The following is a 16622-nucleotide window of genomic DNA, read 5'->3' as shown; positions in this document are numbered from 1 at the left end:
GCGGCCCGACCCGACGCGCGCGGCGTCCCCTCTTCGTGAAAAACTCCGGGTGGCCGGATGCCCCCCGCCCTAGCGGCCCGATCGTCGTCCAGGATCAGATGTCCCCGTCGCCATCCTCGGTCATGCTGAAGCCGGCGCCCGGCTCGGCATCCATGTCGGCGGCGACGTCATCGCCCTCGTCGAGCTCCTCGCCGTCGCTCTCGCTCATGCCGTCCTCGTCGCCCAGCGAGTTGTTGCCGCGCGCCGCCCAGTCGTTCTCGCCGGCCATCAGCTCGACGATTTCCTCCTCGGGCTCGTCGGGCTCGACATGCTTCTGGTGGCCCTTGATCAGGGCGTTCTTGAGATAGTCGAGCGACACCGTCTCGTCCGCGATCTCGCGGAGCGCCACGACTGGGTTCTTGTCGTTGTCGCGGTCGATGGACAGCGGGGCGCCGGAAGCCACCTCACGGGCGCGCTGAGCGGCCATCATCACCAGCTCGAAACGGTTCGGAACCTTCAGGACGCAATCTTCAACGGTAACGCGGGCCATGCCAAACGAACTCCGGCTTCAGAGGAGGTCCTTGACTGTATAGACCCGGCCCGGTCGGCGCAAGCGCGAACAGGACATTTCACGGCTTCCGCGCAGGAGAAAAGCCGCTGGCCCCGTATTAGGGACATCACCCCTTGTCGGGGCGGTCAGCATGCACTAATTTCACAACAGGGATATAGCGATATTCTATTTTCGACCATATATTCCAAGCGCTCACGAAAGGATTACGACATTGGAACGCAGCACAACATTGCCGCGCGACGTCAGCAAATTGTTCTACAAGGAAGAACGTCTCGCCCTGTTCATTGATGGGGCCAATCTTTACGCCGCGGCGCGATCACTCGGCTTCGACATAGACTACAAAAGATTGCGCGATGGTTTCGCCGGCGAGGGAAGGTTGGTTCGCGCCTTCTATTATACCGCATTGGTTGAAGACCAGGAGTACTCGCCAATCCGTCCGCTGGTCGATTGGCTGGACTACAACGGCTACACCATGGTGACCAAGCCGACCAAGGAGTTCACCGACGCGTCGGGCCGGCGCAAGATCAAAGGCAACATGGACATCGAGCTGGCCATCGACGTCATGGAGATCGCCGACCGCGTCGACCACATCCTGCTCTTCTCGGGCGACGGCGATTTCCGCCGGCTGGTCGAGGCGGTGCAGCGCAAGGGCGTGCGCGTCAGCGTGATCAGCACGGTCCGCTCGCAGCCGCCGATGGTCGCCGACGAACTGCGCCGGCAGGCCGACAACTTCATCGAGTTGCAGGATCTGGCGCCCTTCATCGCGCGGCAGCATCACCACCGCGAGCCGCCCGCCGCCAGCTACCACGACCATCACCCCCAGCACAACGCGCCGTCGATGTACGACCCCGACGACCACAGCTGAGCGCCGGGCATCCATTCCCACTCGTCCTGCCCGGCCTCGCGCCGGGCATCCGCGACCGCCTGCGATGGCGATGCCGGGGGAAACCCGGCCATGCTGGTCGGGCGGCGTCGGCCCGTCGAGCGGCGTCGGACTGAGGCGCAGGCCGCCTTTTATGCCCCAGCGCGCCGGTTGCGCGCCATCCGGTCGGCCGTCCTCATCGCTTCGATCAGACTGACCGCGCCGGCCTTCCCCGTGCCGGCGATGTCGAGCGCCGTGCCGTGGTCGGGCGAGGTGCGGACGAAGGGAAGACCAAGCGTGATGTTCACGCCGCTGTCGAAATCGACCGTCTTCAGCGGAATCAGCGCCTGGTCGTGGTACATGCACAGCGCCGCGTCGAAACCCGACCGCGCCGCCGCGTGGAACAGGGTGTCGGACGGGCGCGGCCCGACGACCCCGATCCCCTCGGCGCGCAGGGCGGCGACCGCCGGCTCGATGACGTCGATCTCCTCGCGCCCCATCGCCCCGCCCTCCCCCGCGTGCGGGTTCAGGGCCGCCACCGCCAGACGCGGACGGGCGATGCCGAAGTCGCGAACCAGCGCCGCCGCCGTCACCCGCCCGGCGTGGACGATGGCGGAGGCGCTCAACCGCTCCACCGCCTCGCGCAGCGAGACGTGGATGGTGACCGGGACGACGCGCAGATCCGCCGCGGCCAGCATCATGATCGGCTCGTCCGCCAGCCCGGCGAGATGCGCCAGATATTCGGTGTGGCCGGGATGCCGGAAGCCGGCGGCGTAGAGCGCCGATTTCTGGATGGGGTTGGTGACGACCGCCGACGCCTCCCCGGCCCGGACCAAGGCGACCGCCCGGTCGATGCTGGCGATCACGGCGGCGCCGTTCGCCGGATCCGGACGGCCGGCCACGACCGGCGCCGCCAGCGCGACCGGCAACACCGGCAATGCGTTGTCGAAGAGCGCGACCGCCTCGGCGGCCGACGCGACGGCGCGCACCGGCACGTTCAGCCCCAGCCGGGCGGCCAGGGCCGCCAGCCGCGCCGGATCGTCGAGAAGGACGAAGGGAGGAAGCCCGGTGTCGCGGCGCGACTCCCAGGCCTTCAGCGTGATGTCCCCGCCGATTCCCGCCGGCTCGCCCATGGTGACGGCCAGCGGCGGTCCATCGGGCGGGCGGCGGTCCGGCGGGGCGCCCATCAGACGCGCACCTCGATGAAGGCCGAGCGGCGCAGGTCGCGCAGATAGCGGCGGGCCAGCAGGTCGGCGCGCTCGTTCATCAGGTCATGCTCGACCTCCTCGCGGCCCGGCAGCTTGGCCTCCTTGACGGGAGTCGGCGCCGGCGGGGGGGGAGCCGGCTGGGCCTCCGGCGGCGGCTGGATCATCGGCACATCCCGCTTGCAGACGATCAGGATGACGGCGGCGGCCGGGCTCAGCAGCACCGGGCTCGGCTGGCCGAGCGGGATGCCGACGGCGAGCTGCTGGAGGCCGGGCGGCAGGTCCTTGACCCGCAAGGTGCCCATGTCGCCGGATTCCGGGACGCCGGTGGCCTTGGCCTTGGCCTCGAAATCGGTGCAGCTCTTGATCGTCTTGCGCAGCTTCTCGGCGGCGTCCTTGACCGACTTCGCGTCTTCCTTGGAAGCGATCGGCATGACGATCTGCTTCATGTTGACCGACGCCCTGGCGATGTCCGGGCGCGGCTGCGGGCGCGGCGGCGGCGGCGGAGCGGCCTGCATCTCGCCGCCGGTGCTGCCGAAGGGGCGCTGCCCGCGCACCAGCAGGATGTGGTAGCCGGTCGCCGTGCGGACCGGCGGCGACAGCTGGCCGGGACGCATGGTCGCCAGCGCGCGGTCGATTTCGGCCGACATCTCGCCGGTGCGGACCCAGCCCAGGTCGCCACCCGACGCGGCGCCGGCCGACTGCGAGAACTGCCGGGCCAGCGCCGGGAAATTGCCGCCCCGCCGGACCTCCTCGAGCAGACGGTCGGCGGTGCGGCGCACCTCGTCCTCCTGGTCGGGGGTGTCGACCGCCAGGAAGATCTCGGCCAGCAGATACTCGGGCTTGCCGATGTTGGCCTTCAGCCGCTCCATCGCGGCGTCGACCTCCTCCTCGCCGATCACGACCTCCTGGCGGACGCGGCGGCTCATCACCCGCTGCCACGCCAGCAGCGCGCGGACCTGCTCGCTCAGGGTCGAGACCGGGATGCCCTGGTTCTTGAGCATCGTCTCGAGCTGCGGACGGCTGATGCGGTTCTGCTCGGCGATGCGCTTGATCGCCTCGTCGATCTCGTTCTGGGAGATGGAGACCCCCGACCGCTTGGCCTCCTGGAGCTGAAGCCGCTCGTCCACCAGCTGGCGGATCACCTGCGGGGTCAGCCGCTGCCGCGTCTCCTGGCTTTCCTGGGTGCCGGTGTTGAGCAGGGCCAGCCGGATGCGCGCGTTGACGTCGGAGTACGAGATCACCTCGTCGTTGACGACGGCGGCGATGCGCTCGCCGCCCGGCGTCGCGGCCGCACTGCCCTGGGTCTTCGCGGCGGGCGGCTTGGTCGTCTGCGCCATGGCGGGAAGGGCCAGGACGGCACAGGCGGTCGCCACGGCAAAGGCCGACCGGACGGCTCGCAAACTCGGCATGGTGCTCCAGCTCCAAAAACAGGTTGCCCGTTCATACGGCCGGGTTAGGGCCTCTGCAAACGAAATCCTATGCCCTCTGTCCGGGGCGGAATTGTGGCGTTTCGTCCCAGGACGCCCCCGGGGACGCCCCCGGGGATGCCGGGAGGCGGGGCATCAGCCGTCCTCGAGATGCAGCAGGGCCGCCGTGCCCAGCAGCAGGCTGATGCCCGCCGGGCTCCAGGCCGCCATCAGGATCGGAATGGTCTCCGACATGCCGAAGGTCCGCACCACGTCGGTGGTGACGAACAGGACGAAGCCGGTCAGCACCCCGCCGGTGACCATCGCCATGGTGCCGCCGCGCCGGGGCAGCCGCAGCGAGAAGGCGGCGGCGAACAGGACCATCGCCAGGAACAGGAAGGGCTGCGACAGCAGCGACTGGTAATGCAGCCGGTGCCGCACCGCCGGGAATCCGGTGGTCTCCAGCGTGTGGATGAAGCGCGGCAGATCCCAGAAGGAGATGGTCTCGGGCGGGGCGAAGCTCTCCTCGATGGTCGCCATGTCCATCTCGGTCGGGATGGTGTAGGTCGCCAGCGTCTCCGGATCCTTCTTGGCCCGGTTCAGCACGGCGTCATGCAGCTCCCACCGTTTGTCCTTCAGGATGGCGCCCGGCGCATCGACCCGTCCCAGGTAGTTCTGGTCGGCGTCGAACAGGAAGACGATCACGTTCGTCATCTCGAACGTCACCGGGTTGACCAGCTCCGCGTGGATGAAGAACTGCTCCTTCTCGCTGCTCTGCCGCAGCCACAGGCCGGAGCGCGAGATGTTCAGCGTGTTGGACTTCATCTTCAGGTAGCGGTCCTGAAGCTGGTCGTACTTGGCGATGAAGACGGCGCCGACCGGGTTGATCACCGTCACCTTGACCACCCCGATGGCGGCGGCGGCGATCAGCACCGGCATCAGGAACTGCCAGGCCGACACGCCGACCGCGCGGGCGACCACCAGCTCGGCGCTGCGGGTCAGGCGCCAGAAGGTGAACATGCCGGCGAACAGGATGACGAAGGGGAAGATCTGCTGGCCGATCTCCGGCAGCTTCAGCAGCGCCATCTGCACGACGAGGCCGAAGGTGACGTTCGGCTTGGTGCCCGCGCGGCGCAGCAGCTCGACGACGTCGAGCAGCAGCACGATCGACAGCAGGATCACCATCAGCAGGCAGAACCACAGGATGAACTGGCGGCCGATGTAGCGGGAGAGCGTGGGCGAGGAATACATGCGATCCGGTCTCCGGAACCGTCCGGGGCCGGGGCCCGTCGCGGCTTGTCCGGGCTTCTGTACCGCCGTTGCGCCGGGATGACAACCTCGGCGCTCCCCGGCGCTTTCCCCCGGCCGCGGCCGCCGGCCGCCCGGCCCCTTCCCCTCCTCCCCGTTTTCCGACTGGACTTCCCCGTTCCGTCCTTCACACTGCGTGTCGGGTGGTTTCCGGTGGAGGGACGGTCGATGACGAACCCGACAGTCGCAATCCGCAAGGCGCGCGCCGCCGACGCGCCTGGCATGGCCTGCGTCCATGTGCAGAGCTGGCGCTCCACCTACCCCGGCCTGATCCCGGACTCCTTCCTGGTCGGCCTGTCGGAACCGGCCTCGGCGGCCCGCTGGCGGTCGGTGGTCGAGACGCAGGGCTCCGGCCAGAGCGCCCTCGTCGCCGTCGATGCGGCCGGCGCCGTCGTGGGCATCGCCGCCTTCGGCACGCGGCGCGGCGCGATCGACGGCTATGACGGCGAGTTCTACGCGCTCTACCTGCTGGAGGAGGCGAAGGGACTGGGGATCGGCCGCCGGCTGATGGCCGCGATGGCCGAACGGCTTCTGGCCGCCGGGCTGCGCTCCGCCTTCGTCTGGTGCCTGCGCGACAACCCCTCCCGCTGGTTCTATGAACGGCTGGGCGGCGTGCGCGTCGCCGAACGGCCGATCCGCTTCGCCGGAGCGCCCCTGGTGGAGATCGCCTATGGCTGGCGCGACCTGGCCCCGCTTGCACGCTTGTCGGCGGGACCGGAGGTGGGGTAGACACGGGACTTGAGTCCCCCGCATCAGGATTCGACGATGTCGACCGCTTCCGTTACCGCCGCTCACGCCCTCTCCAACGAGCGCGTCCTCATTCTCGATTTCGGGTCGCAGGTGACCCAGCTGATCGCGCGCCGCGTGCGCGAGAGCGGCGTCTACTGCGAGATCCACCCCTTCGGCATGAGCGAGGAGCGCATCCGCGCCTACGCGCCCAAGGCGGTGATTCTGTCCGGCAGCCCGGCCTCCGTCACCGAGGAGAACGGCCCTCGCGCCCCGCAGGCGGTGTTCGACCTCGGCGTGCCGGTGCTGGGCATCTGCTATGGCCAGCAGACCATGTGCCACCAGCTCGGCGGCGCCGTCTCCGGTTCCGACCATCGCGAGTTCGGCCGCGCCTTCATCGAGATCAAGGAGCCCTGCGCCCTGTTCGACGGGCTGTGGGAATTGGGCTCGCGCGAGCAGGTGTGGATGAGCCACGGCGACCGCGTCACGGCGATTCCCCCCGGTTTCCGCGCGGTGGCGGTCAGCGACGGCGCGCCCTTCGCCGTCATCGCCGACGACACCCGCCATTTCTACGGCGTTCAGTTCCACCCGGAGGTCGTCCACACCCCGCACGGCGCGCAGCTTCTGGCGAACTTCGTCCACGGCGTCGCCGGGATCAAGGGCGACTGGACGATGGCCGCCTTCAAGCAGCAGGCCATCGAGAAGATCCGCGCCCAGGTCGGCACGGGCAAGGTGATCTGCGGCCTGTCGGGCGGCGTCGATTCCTCGGTGGCGGCGGTGCTGATCCACGAGGCGATCGGCGACCAGCTGACCTGCATCTTCGTGGACACCGGCCTGATGCGGGCCGGCGAGGCGGACGAGGTCGTCACCCTGTTCCGCGACCACTACAACATCCCGCTGGTCCACCGCGAGGCGTCCGACCTGTTCCTCGGCAAGCTGGCCGGCGTCACCGACCCGGAGCAGAAGCGCAAGATCATCGGCGGCCTGTTCATCGAGGTCTTCGACGAGGAGAGCCACAAGATCGGCGGCGCCGAGTTCCTGGCCCAGGGCACCCTCTACCCCGACGTGATCGAAAGCGTCTCCTTCACCGGCGGCCCGTCGGTGACGATCAAGTCGCACCACAACGTCGGCGGCCTGCCGGAGCGGATGAAGCTGAAGCTGGTCGAGCCGCTGCGCGAGCTGTTCAAGGACGAGGTCCGGGCGCTCGGCCGCGAGCTTGGCCTGCCGGCCGCCTTCATCGGCCGCCACCCCTTCCCCGGTCCGGGGCTGGCGATCCGCATCCCCGGTGACATCACCCCGGAGAAGCTTGAGATCCTGCGCAAGGCCGATACGGTCTATCTGGAGGAGATCCGCAACGCCGGCCTGTACGACGCGATCTGGCAGGCCTTCGCGGTGCTGCTGCCGGTGCGCACGGTGGGCGTGATGGGCGACGGCCGCACCTACGACCATGTGCTCGCGCTGCGCGCGGTGACCTCGACCGACGGCATGACGGCCGACTGGTACCAGTTCCCGCACGAGTTCCTGGCGCGGGTGTCGAACCGCATCGTCAACGAGGTGCGCGGCGTCAACCGCGTCGTCTACGACATCACGTCGAAGCCGCCCGGCACCATCGAGTGGGAGTGAGGGGTACGGGATACCCTGGAGAGATCCGGAGGGGAATGGAATAGGGGAAAGAGAGGGCTGGGGGATAATTCGCCGATTGTCCGATGTGCATCGTCAATTGATCCCGCTCTCTTCTTCCAAATGGCTGATTTTTACGGATGCCGTCCAGGGACTCGACCGGTGGAAACATCCTGCCGGCCGATACCGCGCTCGAACCCGCCGGAGCGTCGTGAGAGCGGTCGCTTACGGTGCGTTGTCCGGCCCGGCCGCCAGTGAATGGGCGAACAGGCCGGCGGCGCCCAGACCGATCCCCGCCCAGAAGATGTCCGACGCGCGCTGCGCCAGCGTGAACAACGCGTCGCCACACAGCGGATAGCTGCACAGCCCGGCCCTGGAAACCAAGCAGGGTGCGACGTCGGCGAGAGAGAGGCCGAGCTGCGGGCCGGTCATCGTCTGATAGAGATGTCCCCAGGCGGCCAACGCCGCCACGAACAGAGCGGCACCGCCCGCCAGCAGGACCTTCGTCACGCTCACCACCGCAGCAACCCCTTCTGCCAAGCGAGCAGACGGTCGCGCGCCCGAAACAGCAGCGCGATCATGCCGGAGCACAGCACCGCCATGATCAGCAGCGCGGCGTACATGTTGCCGTAGGCGGCCCAGCCCTGCGACCATTGCAGGTACCAACCCAGCCCGGCCTTAACCCCCAGCATCTCGGCGACGATCAGCACGACGAAGGCGTAGGTCAGTCCCATGAAGGCGCCGACGAAGACATGCGGCATCGCCGCCGGGACCGCCACCTTCAGCACCAGGAAGCGGTTGGAGGCCCCCAGCGTACGGGCGATGTCGTAATAGCTGCTGTTGACCGACGCCACCCCCGACCAGGTCAGCACCGCCACCGGCACGCCCGACGACAGCGCGATCAGGAACACGCCGGCCTCGAAGGTGGTCGGAAAGACGAACAGCGTGATCGGCAGCCACGCCGTCGCCGGCACCGGCCCGATCAGCCGCAGCACCGGGTGGATCCAGTAGGCGGCGAGCTGCGACCAGCCGATGGCGACGCCCACCGCGAAGCCGGCCGCGAAGCCGACGCTGATTCCCGACAGCAGCAACCTTCCCGAATGCAGGATGCACTCCAGCAGCCGGTCGCCGTCGTCGATGTAGGCGTCGAGCAGCGCCTGAGGCGGGGCGAAGAAGGGGCGCGGCAGCCAGCCGAACTTGGCGACCGCCGCCTCCCACAGCGCGAACACCAGCCCGAGCGCTACCAGCCAGGGACCGGCCCGGCGCAGCCGCGCCGGCAGCCGCCAGAATGGCGGTGGCCGGCCACCGCCCAGCGCAGCCGCCAGCAGCAACGCCGCGACGGCGGCCTCGCCCCAGCCCAGCCACGCCGTGCTCTCCCACCGGTAGAGATCCGGCCAACCGAGCGTGACGGCGGCCGACACCGCCCAGGCCGACGCCGCCAGGATGCCAATCCGCCAGAGGCCCTCCGCCGGCGCCGGGACCGCGATTCCCATATCCGTGGCGTCGCTCATCGCCGCCCCTCCTGTCCGTCAGGCGAAGACGTTCGCCGAGATCTGCTCGGCGAAGGCCTTGGCATCGGTGGACTGCCGCAGCACCCGCACCAGCTTCAGGTCGTCGATGGCCGTCACCAGCTCCCGCTGCAACGCCTCGCCGACCGGGTGGTGGTGGTAGGCCAGCGAAGCGAGTTGCTCGCTCAGATCCTCGAAGCTGATCTTCGGCTTGAAGGCGTCCAGGTAGTAGCGGGCGATCTCGTTCGGGTGCTGGGCGGTGTATTGATGGACCTCGGCGACGGCCTCGACCAACGCGCGGACCGCCGGCTTGTCGGTCTTCAGCAGGCTGGCGGTGGCGCCGACGACGCAGCAGACGCGGTGCTCGTAATGGCCGGTCTGGTTGGAGGCCAGCTCGACGAACCCCTCCTTGCGGAAGCGGAACGCCTCGGGGTCGTAATGGGCGATCGCCTGCGCCTCGCCCTTCGACACCGCCAGCGACAGCAGGTCGCCGGGGAAGACCTTCCAATCGACGTCCTTCTCCGGGTCGAGGCCGGCGCGCGCCAGCGTGATCACGAAGGCCTCCTTGGCCGGGCTGGTCAGGGCGGCGACGGCGATGGTCTTGCCCTTCAGGTCCTTGACGTCGGCGATACCGCTCTGCGCGGTGGTCAGCAGGCGCATGCAGCCGCCATGGGTGCCGGCCACCAGCTTGACGTCGAAGCCCTGCTCCAGCGGCTTCAGCCAGCCTTGCAGCAGGCCGATGCCGGCGTCCGCCTTGCCGGTGGCGATCAGCGTCAGCAGTTCGGTGTGCGAGGCCGAGAAGTTCTGAAGCTCGATGTTCAGGCCGTGCTTGGCAAAGATGCCGGTCTGCTGGCCGAAGGCGAGCGGCGCGTGGCAGGAGGAGCTTTGGCTCCAGGCGAGCTTCAGGGTGCGGAGATTGCCCTTGGGCGCCGCGCTCTGCGCGAAGGAGCGCGAGCCGGCAACGCCGAGCGACAGGCCGGCGCCGGCGATGCCAGCGGTGCGCAACAGGGTTCGGCGGGAGAAGGACGGAGTGGACATGGTTGGAATTTCCCCAACAAGCGATGAAGGACCGGGATGGATTCTGTCTAGGCCGCCAAGCCGGCGCGCTCCCGCCAGTCGGCCAGTCGGCCAAGGGCGTCGTGCAGCAGCGGCGGGGGCTTGGCGAAGCAGAGGCGGATCAGCGCGTTCATGTCGCGCTCGGCGTAGAAGCTGCTGACCGGCACGGCGGCGACGCCGGATTCGGCGACCAGCCGGCGGCGGAAGGCGAAATCGTCGCCCTCGCGGTCGCCATCGCCATTGAGGTCGCGGATGTCGACACACAGGAAATAGGTGCTGGCGCAATCGAGCACCCGGAAGCCGAGGTCGATCTGCCCGCCGGGGCCCGGATCGGCATCCCCAACGACTCGACCAACGCCACCCGCGCCCTTCCGGCTCCACCTCCGGCGGATGGCGAGGCGGGACGGGATCCACGCCTCGCCACCCGCCGGCGCCCCGTCAGAAGTCGTAACCGCCGCCACCGGCACCGGCCGGCACCGGCGGCGCCTTCGGTTCCGGACGCTCGACGATCAGCGCTTCGGTGGTGATCAGCAGGCCGGCGACCGACGCCGCGTCCTGCAAGGCGATGCGCACGACCTTGGCCGGGTCGATGATGCCGGCCTTCAGCAGGTCGGTGAAGGTGCCGGTCTGCGCGTCGTAGCCGAAGGCGGTGTCGCCGCTGTCGAGCAGCTTGCCGACGACGACGGAACCGTCGGCCCCGGCGTTCTCGACGATCTGGCGCACCGGCGCCTGCAAGGCGCGGCGGACGATGTCGATGCCGACCCGCTCGTCGTCGTTGGCCGGAACCACCGCGTCGATGGCGCGGGCGGCGTAGAGCAGCGTCACGCCGCCGCCGGGCACGATGCCCTCGGCGATGGCGGCGCGGGTGGCGTGGACGGCGTCGTCGACGCGGTCCTTGCGCTCCTTGACCTCGACCTCGGTCGAGCCGCCGACGCGGATCACCGCGACGCCGCCCGACAGCTTGGCCAGACGCTCCTGCAGCTTCTCGCGGTCGTAGTCCGAGGTCGTCTCCTCGATCTGCGCGCGGATCTGGGCGATGCGGGAGTCGATCGCCTCGCGGCCGCCGGCGCCGTCGATCACCGTCGTCTCGTCCTTGGCGATCACCACCCGCTTGGCGGTGCCGAGGTCGGCCAGCGTGACGTTCTCCAGCTTGATGCCGATGTCCTCGCTGATGACCTGTCCGCTGGTGAGGACGGCGATGTCCTCCAGGATCGCCTTGCGGCGGTCGCCGAAGCCGGGCGCCTTCACCGCGGCGATCTTCAGGCCGCCGCGCAGCTTGTTGACGACCAGGGTGGCCAGCGCCTCGCCCTCGACGTCCTCGGCGATGATCAGCAGCGGACGGGACGACTGGACGACGGCCTCCAGCACCGGCAGCAGCGGCTGCAGGCTGGACAGCTTCTTGTCATGGATCAGGATGTAGGGGCTGTCGAGGTCGGCGACCAGCTTCTCGGCGTTGGTGACGAAGTAGGGCGACAGGTAGCCGCGGTCGAACTGGAGGCCCTCGACCACGTTCAGCTCGGTCTCCAGGCTCTTGGCCTCCTCCACCGTGATGACGCCGTCGTTGCCGACCTTGGCCACCGCCTCGGCGATGATGTCGCCGATGGCGCGCTCGCCATTGGCCGAGATGGTGCCGACCTGCGCCACCTCGTCGTTGGTGGAGATGGTCTTGGCCCGCGCCTTGACGTCGGCGATCACCGCGGCGACGGCGCGGTCGATGCCGCGCTTGAGGTCCAGCGGGTTCAGGCCGGCGGCGACGGCCTTGGCGCCCTCGCGGACGATGGCCTGGGCGAGAACGGTCGCGGTGGTGGTGCCGTCGCCGGCGAGGTCGGCGGTCTTCGAGGCGACCTCGCGCACCAGCTGGGCGCCGAGATTCTCGAACTTGTCGGCCAGCTCGATCTCCTTGGCGACCGTCACGCCGTCCTTGGTGATGCGGGGGGCGCCGAACGACTTCTCGATCACGACGTTGCGGCCCTTCGGGCCCAGCGTGACCTTCACGGCGTTGGCAAGGGTATCGACGCCGCGCAGGATGCGGTCGCGGGCCTCGGCGGAAAACTTGACGTCCTTGGCGGCCATGGTGATGTCCCGGTGTTTCGAGTTTCTTGGTGTGGATTCAGGCGGAAGCGGCCGGTTCAGGCCGCCTCGATGACGCCGACGATGTCGGATTCCTTGATGACCAGCAGATCCTCGCCCTGGACCTTGATCTCGGTGCCCGACCATTTGCCGAACACAACGCGGTCGCCGACCTTCACGTCCAGCGGGTGGACACGGCCCTGCTCGTCGCGCGTGCCGGGACCGACGGCGATCACCTCGGCCTCCTGCGGCTTCTCCTTGGCGGTGTCGGGGATGATGATCCCACCCTTCGACTTCTCCTCCTGCGCCACGCGGCGGACGACGACACGGTCGTGCAACGGACGGAACGGCATTCCTGGAAACTCCTCGTTCAAACACAGTGTGGCCTGAGCATAGCCGCCTTTTTTTCCTACTGTAAAGATAGTATTATAAATCCAAATATAACAATATTTATAGGTTTAATTCCATGCCCGCCCCATTCCCGCCCCCGCCCGACCGCGCGCCTTCGTGGCGCGTCCTCCCCGAAACGCCGACCTGGATCCCTGGATGACGCACGGCGCGGCGGCGGTCGCGGTCGCCGGCTGGGTGACGCAGGTCTGCGGGATTCCGCTGTGGGCCTACGCGCTGCTCTGCGTCTATCCCGGCTTCGCGCTGGCGCTGGTCCGCTCCTTCGCCGAGCACCGCGCCGCCGAGAACAGTGACCACCGCGCCGCCATCGTCGAACGCTCGCCGCTGTTCGGGCTGCTGTTCCCGCACAACAATCTGCACGTCGTCCACCATCTGCGGCCCGACCTGCCCTGGTACGCGATCCCCGCCTCTTACCGCGCCCACCGTCCGGCGTTGGTCGCGCGCAACGGCGGGCTGGTCTATCGCGGCTACACCGAGGTGGCGCGGCGCTTCCTGTTCACCCCGCACCACCAGCCGCCGCACCCCTTCACCCATTGATCAGGTGAAGCGACCCATCACGCGAAACGAAGCGTCTGCCCGATGCCCAGCCGGGCGGCCTTCTCCAGCGGCGCGTGACCGAGCGCGATGTCGCTGAGGCTGAGGCCGCGTCGCCAGAACAGGATGGTCTCATCGTCGCTTTCGCGCCCCGGCCGCAACCCGGCGACGATCTGGCCGAGTTCGGCGTGCAGGTTCTCCTCGCTCAGCCGGCCGTTGTCGACATGGGGCGCAGCGCGCCGAAGGGCAGGCCCTTGCGGCACTGGCCCCAATCATCGACCACCATCTTGTCCATGATGTCGGTGAGCGACAGCTCGACCGCGCTCATGGTGCCGTGGGGCACGAGCAGCACCCCCTTGGCGATCCAGTCGGTCTTCAGCAGCGGCGCCGGTTCCGGCAGGCGCGAGGCCTCGACGACGATGTCGGCGCCGCGCACGCAGGATTCCCAATCCTCCGTCGCCACCACCGGCTTGCCGAGGTCGCGCGACAGCCGCTCGGCGAAGCCGTTGCGGCTCTCGGGGCGGCGCGAGTGGACGCGGATCTCGTCGAAGTCGAACAGCCGGTCGAGCAGCCGGCGCGCCTGCCCGCCGCCGATCTGGTGCGGGTGCTTGTCCAGCACCAACTCCGGCAGCCCGACCCGCCGCAGCAGGTCGAGCACGCCGGACCACGCCGCCCGCTCCGCCACGCCATGGATGCGCAGCGGCTCGGCAGCAGGTTGCGGATGGTCATGCGCGGCGACAAGGCGGCGGCCGGATCCTGGACGATCATCTGGGCGTCGCGGCGGAACGGCTTGGCTGCGATCGCCGGCGGGGCGCTGGAAACCATCGGGGTGTGAAGGCCGTGTCCGCCCCGGCGGCGCCCCGGTCCCGCCGGGGCGCCTTCCGTTACCGTGACGCCACCGGACGCGATGCCAGCAGACGCGGCAAGGCCAACCCGGCCCAGACGCCGGCGAGGGCGAAGGCGCCGAACACCCAGCCGGACAGGGCGCCGGCCATGGTGCCGGACAGCAGCGTGCCGATGGTGCAGCCCAGCCCGGTCATCGCCCCCCACCCCAGCAGCAGCCCGCCGCCGAGCCCGCGCGCCGCGTCCCGCGGCGTCGGCTTGCGCGGCGCGAACTGCCCGCTGGCGAGCGACGCCGCGAAGGCGCCGGCCACCAGCCCGGCGACCAGCAGGCCGTTCGGCGTCAGCCAACTGTCGGCCGGAGCGGTGGCGCAGCCGGCGAAGCCGTCCAGCCCCTCCAGCCGGGCGGGCACCAGCCCGGCTTCGGTCCCGAGCGACCGGGCGCCCGACCCGAGCGCCGAGGTCACCCCCAGCGGCTTCAGCCGCAGCACCACCAGGAAGCCGATGACGCCGACGCCGAGCCCGCCGAGCCAAAAGGGCCAGCGCCCCGTGAACCAGGAGCGCAGCAGCCCGGCCAGCGTGTCGGCGCCATCCGCCGCCACGGGGGCGGCCGGCCTCCGCGACCGCCACAGCAGCGCCGCCAGCCCGCCGAGCAGCGCCAGTTGCAGCGCCAGCGACCCGCCATAGCCGAGATGATGCGGCAGCCAGACGACGGGCGCCGCGCTGACGGCCTCCAGATACAGCGTGTTCCAGCTCATGAAGCCCAGGACGAAGCCGCCGGCGGTGCCGAGCAGCGCGAAGGGCGCCACCGGCGACCCCTCGGCCAGGCGGTAGAGATGCGCGCTGACGCAGGATCCCGACACCGCCATTCCCAGCCCGAAGGCCAGGCCGGCCACCGCCAGCACCCAGCTCACCGGGCCGATGTGGGCGTCCGGCGGCAGGCGCGGCGGCAGCGGGTTCGGCAGCCAGGATCCGAAGATCACGTGATAGCCGACCGTGCCGACCGCCAGCGCCAGCAGGATCGCCAGCAGCCCCGCCGGGTCGCGCCGCTCGACGAAGTCGCGCGTGTGGCAGAGGAAGCAGAAGCGCGAGCGCTGCAGCACCACCCCCAGCACGCCCCCCAGCACCAGCGCGAAGGCGAGCGACGAGCCCGCCCCCGGCGTCGCGGCAACGAGATGGGCCGCGCCGACGAGCGCCCCGACGATGGCCAGCGGAAGCAGCACCCGCCCGGCCACCGCCGCCGCGCGGGGGCGGGGGCGGTGGCCGGGGACGGCCCGCTGGGCCGCCCCTCCTCCCCCGACAACCTCTTCCCGGACGGACGGGGTCATTCGGGATGCCGTCACTTGGCGGCCCAGACCGTGCCGGCCGGGTTGCTCACCGGCACGCCGACCGCGTTGCCGTACTCGGTCCACGACCCGTCATAGTTCTTCACCGTGTAGCCGAGCAGCTTGGCAAGCGCGAACCAAGTGTGGCTCGACCGCTCGCCGATGCGGCAATAGGTGATGATCGGCTTGGAGCCGTCGATGCCGGCCGCGGCGTAGAGCGCCTTCAGCTCCTCGACCGGCTTGAAGGTGCCGTCGGCCTCGTTGACGGCCTTGCCCCACGGCACGTTGACCGCGCCCGGGACATGGCCGGCGCGGATCGACAGCTCCTGGATGCCCTGGGGAGCGAAGATCTTGCCCTGGAACTCGTCCGGCGAACGGATGTCGACCAGCTTGGCGTCGCTCTTGCCGTCCGCCACCGCGACCACGTCGCCGAGCCGGGCGCGCAGGGTCGCGTTCACCGACGCGACGGTGTAGCCGGTCGGCTTCACCTCGGCCGGCTTGTTGGAGAGCGCGCGGTTCTCGGCCTCCCACTTCTTGCGGCCGCCGTCCAGCAGCTTGACGTTCTGCACGCCGTAGATGTCGAACACCCAGGCGCCCCAGGCGGCGAACCAATTGTTGGTGTCGCCGTAGAGAATCACCGTGCTGTCCTTGTCGACGCCGGCCTTCGACAGCAGCGCCTGGAACTGGTCCTTGCCGACGATGTCGCGCCGCACCGTGTCGTTGAGATCGGTGTGCCACGAGAAATTCACGGCGCCCGGAATGTGCCCGCGCTCGTAGACCCCCGGATTCACGCTGACCTCGATGACCCGGACCTTCGGGTCGTTCAGGTTCCTGTCGAGCCAGTCGGTGGTGACCAGCGGGCCGCCCGGCGCGGCGGCGACGGCCGACCCCAGGGTCAGGGTCACGGCGAGAGCACCAAAGGCGGCGGCGGTGAGGGAGCGCGTCATGGTCGGTCGCATGGTCGGTTGGACTCCTCGGTTCGTCATCGGTGCGGCAGGGGAAATCGGACACGGGACGGCAAGAGGCCGCATTGGCAATGTGAAATACCATTATAGCCTATTTTTTTAATAGGAATTATGCAAGCGCCAACTTGAGTGCCTGCGGGAGGATTGCGGACCTGTTGGGAAACCATGGTTTCGGCGGGTTGGATGGTCCGTCGGCACGCATCGGCCAACGCCCGAAAGCCGCCTGCCGATGGATG

At 69.4% G+C, this 16622-nt stretch carries 18 protein-coding genes; 4 read left to right on the top strand and 14 right to left on the bottom strand.

What is annotated here, in order from left to right:
• Positions 1 to 94: 94 nt before the first annotated feature.
• Positions 95 to 529: a DNA-directed RNA polymerase subunit omega gene (rpoZ, locus tag J2847_RS12610; protein ID WP_085557021.1), complete on the bottom strand. Its 435-nt coding sequence runs from the start codon at positions 527 to 529 to the stop codon at positions 95 to 97.
• Between the two features lie 232 nt (positions 530 to 761).
• Between rpoZ and J2847_RS12605 the strand changes: the two genes are divergently transcribed.
• A complete protein-coding gene (locus J2847_RS12605) occupies positions 762 to 1415 on the top strand; it encodes a LabA-like NYN domain-containing protein (protein ID WP_396022000.1) in 654 nt (217 codons plus the stop codon).
• 149 nt (positions 1416 to 1564) lie between these two features.
• Here J2847_RS12605 and pdxA read toward each other — a convergent pair whose 3' ends face one another.
• The 3 genes from pdxA to lptG form a co-directional block, all read right to left on the bottom strand.
• The gene (pdxA, locus tag J2847_RS12600) at positions 1565 to 2599 is read right to left on the bottom strand and encodes a 4-hydroxythreonine-4-phosphate dehydrogenase PdxA (protein WP_209779303.1); all 1035 of its coding nucleotides are present in this window, start codon (positions 2597 to 2599) and stop codon (positions 1565 to 1567) included.
• Entirely contained in the window at positions 2599 to 4029 is a 1431-nt protein-coding gene (locus J2847_RS12595; protein WP_209779302.1) for a peptidylprolyl isomerase, read from the bottom strand. The genes pdxA and J2847_RS12595 overlap by 1 nt, the downstream gene beginning before the upstream one ends.
• A 153-nt stretch (positions 4030 to 4182) precedes the next feature.
• Positions 4183 to 5277: an LPS export ABC transporter permease LptG gene (gene lptG, locus J2847_RS12590; RefSeq protein WP_085557024.1), complete on the bottom strand. Its 1095-nt coding sequence runs from the start codon at positions 5275 to 5277 to the stop codon at positions 4183 to 4185.
• A 225-nt stretch (positions 5278 to 5502) separates the two neighbouring features.
• On the opposite strand from lptG, the gene J2847_RS12585 reads away from it, so the two are divergent.
• Together J2847_RS12585 and guaA are read left to right on the top strand one after the other, a co-directional pair.
• Positions 5503 to 6063: a GNAT family N-acetyltransferase gene (locus tag J2847_RS12585; RefSeq protein WP_209779301.1), complete on the top strand. Its 561-nt coding sequence runs from the start codon at positions 5503 to 5505 to the stop codon at positions 6061 to 6063.
• A 36-nt stretch (positions 6064 to 6099) separates the two neighbouring features.
• Positions 6100 to 7683 (top strand): glutamine-hydrolyzing GMP synthase, encoded by a 1584-nt coding sequence (guaA, locus tag J2847_RS12580; protein ID WP_209779300.1) that lies wholly within the window; start codon positions 6100 to 6102, stop codon positions 7681 to 7683.
• A gap of 222 nt (positions 7684 to 7905) precedes the next feature.
• Here the strand turns inward: guaA and J2847_RS12575 are convergent, their stop codons facing one another.
• From J2847_RS12575 to J2847_RS12550, 6 genes are all read right to left on the bottom strand, one after another.
• Complete coding sequence (locus J2847_RS12575) at positions 7906 to 8196, bottom strand: hypothetical protein (protein ID WP_209779299.1); 291 nt, start codon at positions 8194 to 8196, stop codon at positions 7906 to 7908.
• Positions 8193 to 9191, bottom strand: coding sequence for an ABC transporter permease (locus J2847_RS12570; RefSeq protein ID WP_233474483.1), 999 nt, complete (start codon positions 9189 to 9191; stop codon positions 8193 to 8195). Before J2847_RS12570 ends, J2847_RS12575 begins: the two co-directional genes overlap by 4 nt.
• A gap of 18 nt (positions 9192 to 9209) precedes the next feature.
• On the bottom strand, positions 9210 to 10226 hold the full coding sequence (locus J2847_RS12565) for an ABC transporter substrate-binding protein (protein WP_209779298.1): 1017 nt from the start codon (positions 10224 to 10226) through the stop codon (positions 9210 to 9212).
• A 47-nt stretch (positions 10227 to 10273) separates the two neighbouring features.
• Positions 10274 to 10537 carry a hypothetical protein gene (locus tag J2847_RS12560; RefSeq protein WP_233474482.1) on the bottom strand — a complete coding sequence of 88 codons (264 nt, stop codon included), beginning with the start codon at positions 10535 to 10537 and terminating at the stop codon, positions 10274 to 10276.
• 145 nt (positions 10538 to 10682) lie between these two features.
• On the bottom strand, positions 10683 to 12317 hold the full coding sequence (gene groL, locus J2847_RS12555) for a chaperonin GroEL (protein WP_209779297.1): 1635 nt from the start codon (positions 12315 to 12317) through the stop codon (positions 10683 to 10685).
• A 56-nt stretch (positions 12318 to 12373) separates the two neighbouring features.
• On the bottom strand, positions 12374 to 12667 hold the full coding sequence (locus J2847_RS12550) for a co-chaperone GroES (protein ID WP_209779296.1): 294 nt from the start codon (positions 12665 to 12667) through the stop codon (positions 12374 to 12376).
• A gap of 124 nt (positions 12668 to 12791) precedes the next feature.
• Here J2847_RS12550 and J2847_RS12545 point away from each other — a divergent pair, with 124 nt between their 5' ends.
• Entirely contained in the window at positions 12792 to 13259 is a 468-nt protein-coding gene (locus tag J2847_RS12545; RefSeq protein WP_325169401.1) for a fatty acid desaturase, read from the top strand.
• Positions 13260 to 13276: 17 nt separating this feature from the next.
• Here J2847_RS12545 and J2847_RS34590 read toward each other — a convergent pair whose 3' ends face one another.
• From J2847_RS34590 to J2847_RS12525, 4 genes are all read right to left on the bottom strand, one after another.
• Complete coding sequence (locus J2847_RS34590; RefSeq protein WP_209779295.1) at positions 13277 to 13519, bottom strand: hypothetical protein; 243 nt, start codon at positions 13517 to 13519, stop codon at positions 13277 to 13279.
• Positions 13462 to 13941 (bottom strand): hypothetical protein, encoded by a 480-nt coding sequence (locus J2847_RS34125; RefSeq protein ID WP_209779294.1) that lies wholly within the window; start codon positions 13939 to 13941, stop codon positions 13462 to 13464. Before J2847_RS34125 ends, J2847_RS34590 begins: the two co-directional genes overlap by 58 nt.
• Before the next feature lie 199 nt (positions 13942 to 14140).
• Positions 14141 to 15424, bottom strand: a complete 1284-nt coding sequence (locus tag J2847_RS12530) for a YeeE/YedE family protein (protein ID WP_209779293.1) — start codon at positions 15422 to 15424, stop codon at positions 14141 to 14143.
• An 11-nt stretch (positions 15425 to 15435) separates the two neighbouring features.
• Positions 15436 to 16380: a sulfurtransferase gene (locus tag J2847_RS12525; protein ID WP_211114709.1), complete on the bottom strand. Its 945-nt coding sequence runs from the start codon at positions 16378 to 16380 to the stop codon at positions 15436 to 15438.
• Between the last annotated feature and the right edge of the window lie 242 nt (positions 16381 to 16622).

This window comes from Azospirillum agricola (assembly GCF_017876095.1).
Lineage (GTDB): Bacteria > Pseudomonadota > Alphaproteobacteria > Azospirillales > Azospirillaceae > Azospirillum > Azospirillum agricola.
The sequence above is the reverse complement of the archived record's forward strand: the minus strand, read 5'-3'. Positions and strand labels throughout refer to the sequence as shown.

Bases quoted from the DNA above. Each gene is read 5' to 3' on its own strand.
- rpoZ (WP_085557021.1), bottom strand. From the start codon at position 529: ATGGCCCGCGTTACCGTTGAAGATTGCGTCCTGAAGGTTCCGAACCGT.
- pdxA (WP_209779303.1), bottom strand. From the start codon at position 2,599: ATGGGCGCCCCGCCGGACCGCCGCCCGCCCGATGGACCGCCGCTGGCC.
- J2847_RS12595 (WP_209779302.1), bottom strand. From the start codon at position 4,029: ATGCCGAGTTTGCGAGCCGTCCGGTCGGCCTTTGCCGTGGCGACCGCC.
- lptG (WP_085557024.1), bottom strand. From the start codon at position 5,277: ATGTATTCCTCGCCCACGCTCTCCCGCTACATCGGCCGCCAGTTCATC.
- J2847_RS12585 (WP_209779301.1), top strand. From the start codon at position 5,503: ATGACGAACCCGACAGTCGCAATCCGCAAGGCGCGCGCCGCCGACGCG.
- guaA (WP_209779300.1), top strand. From the start codon at position 6,100: ATGTCGACCGCTTCCGTTACCGCCGCTCACGCCCTCTCCAACGAGCGC.
- J2847_RS12570 (WP_233474483.1), bottom strand. From the start codon at position 9,191: ATGAGCGACGCCACGGATATGGGAATCGCGGTCCCGGCGCCGGCGGAG.
- J2847_RS12565 (WP_209779298.1), bottom strand. From the start codon at position 10,226: ATGTCCACTCCGTCCTTCTCCCGCCGAACCCTGTTGCGCACCGCTGGC.
- groL (WP_209779297.1), bottom strand. From the start codon at position 12,317: ATGGCCGCCAAGGACGTCAAGTTTTCCGCCGAGGCCCGCGACCGCATC.
- J2847_RS12550 (WP_209779296.1), bottom strand. From the start codon at position 12,667: ATGCCGTTCCGTCCGTTGCACGACCGTGTCGTCGTCCGCCGCGTGGCG.
- J2847_RS12530 (WP_209779293.1), bottom strand. From the start codon at position 15,424: ATGACCCCGTCCGTCCGGGAAGAGGTTGTCGGGGGAGGAGGGGCGGCC.
- J2847_RS12525 (WP_211114709.1), bottom strand. From the start codon at position 16,380: ATGCGACCGACCATGACGCGCTCCCTCACCGCCGCCGCCTTTGGTGCT.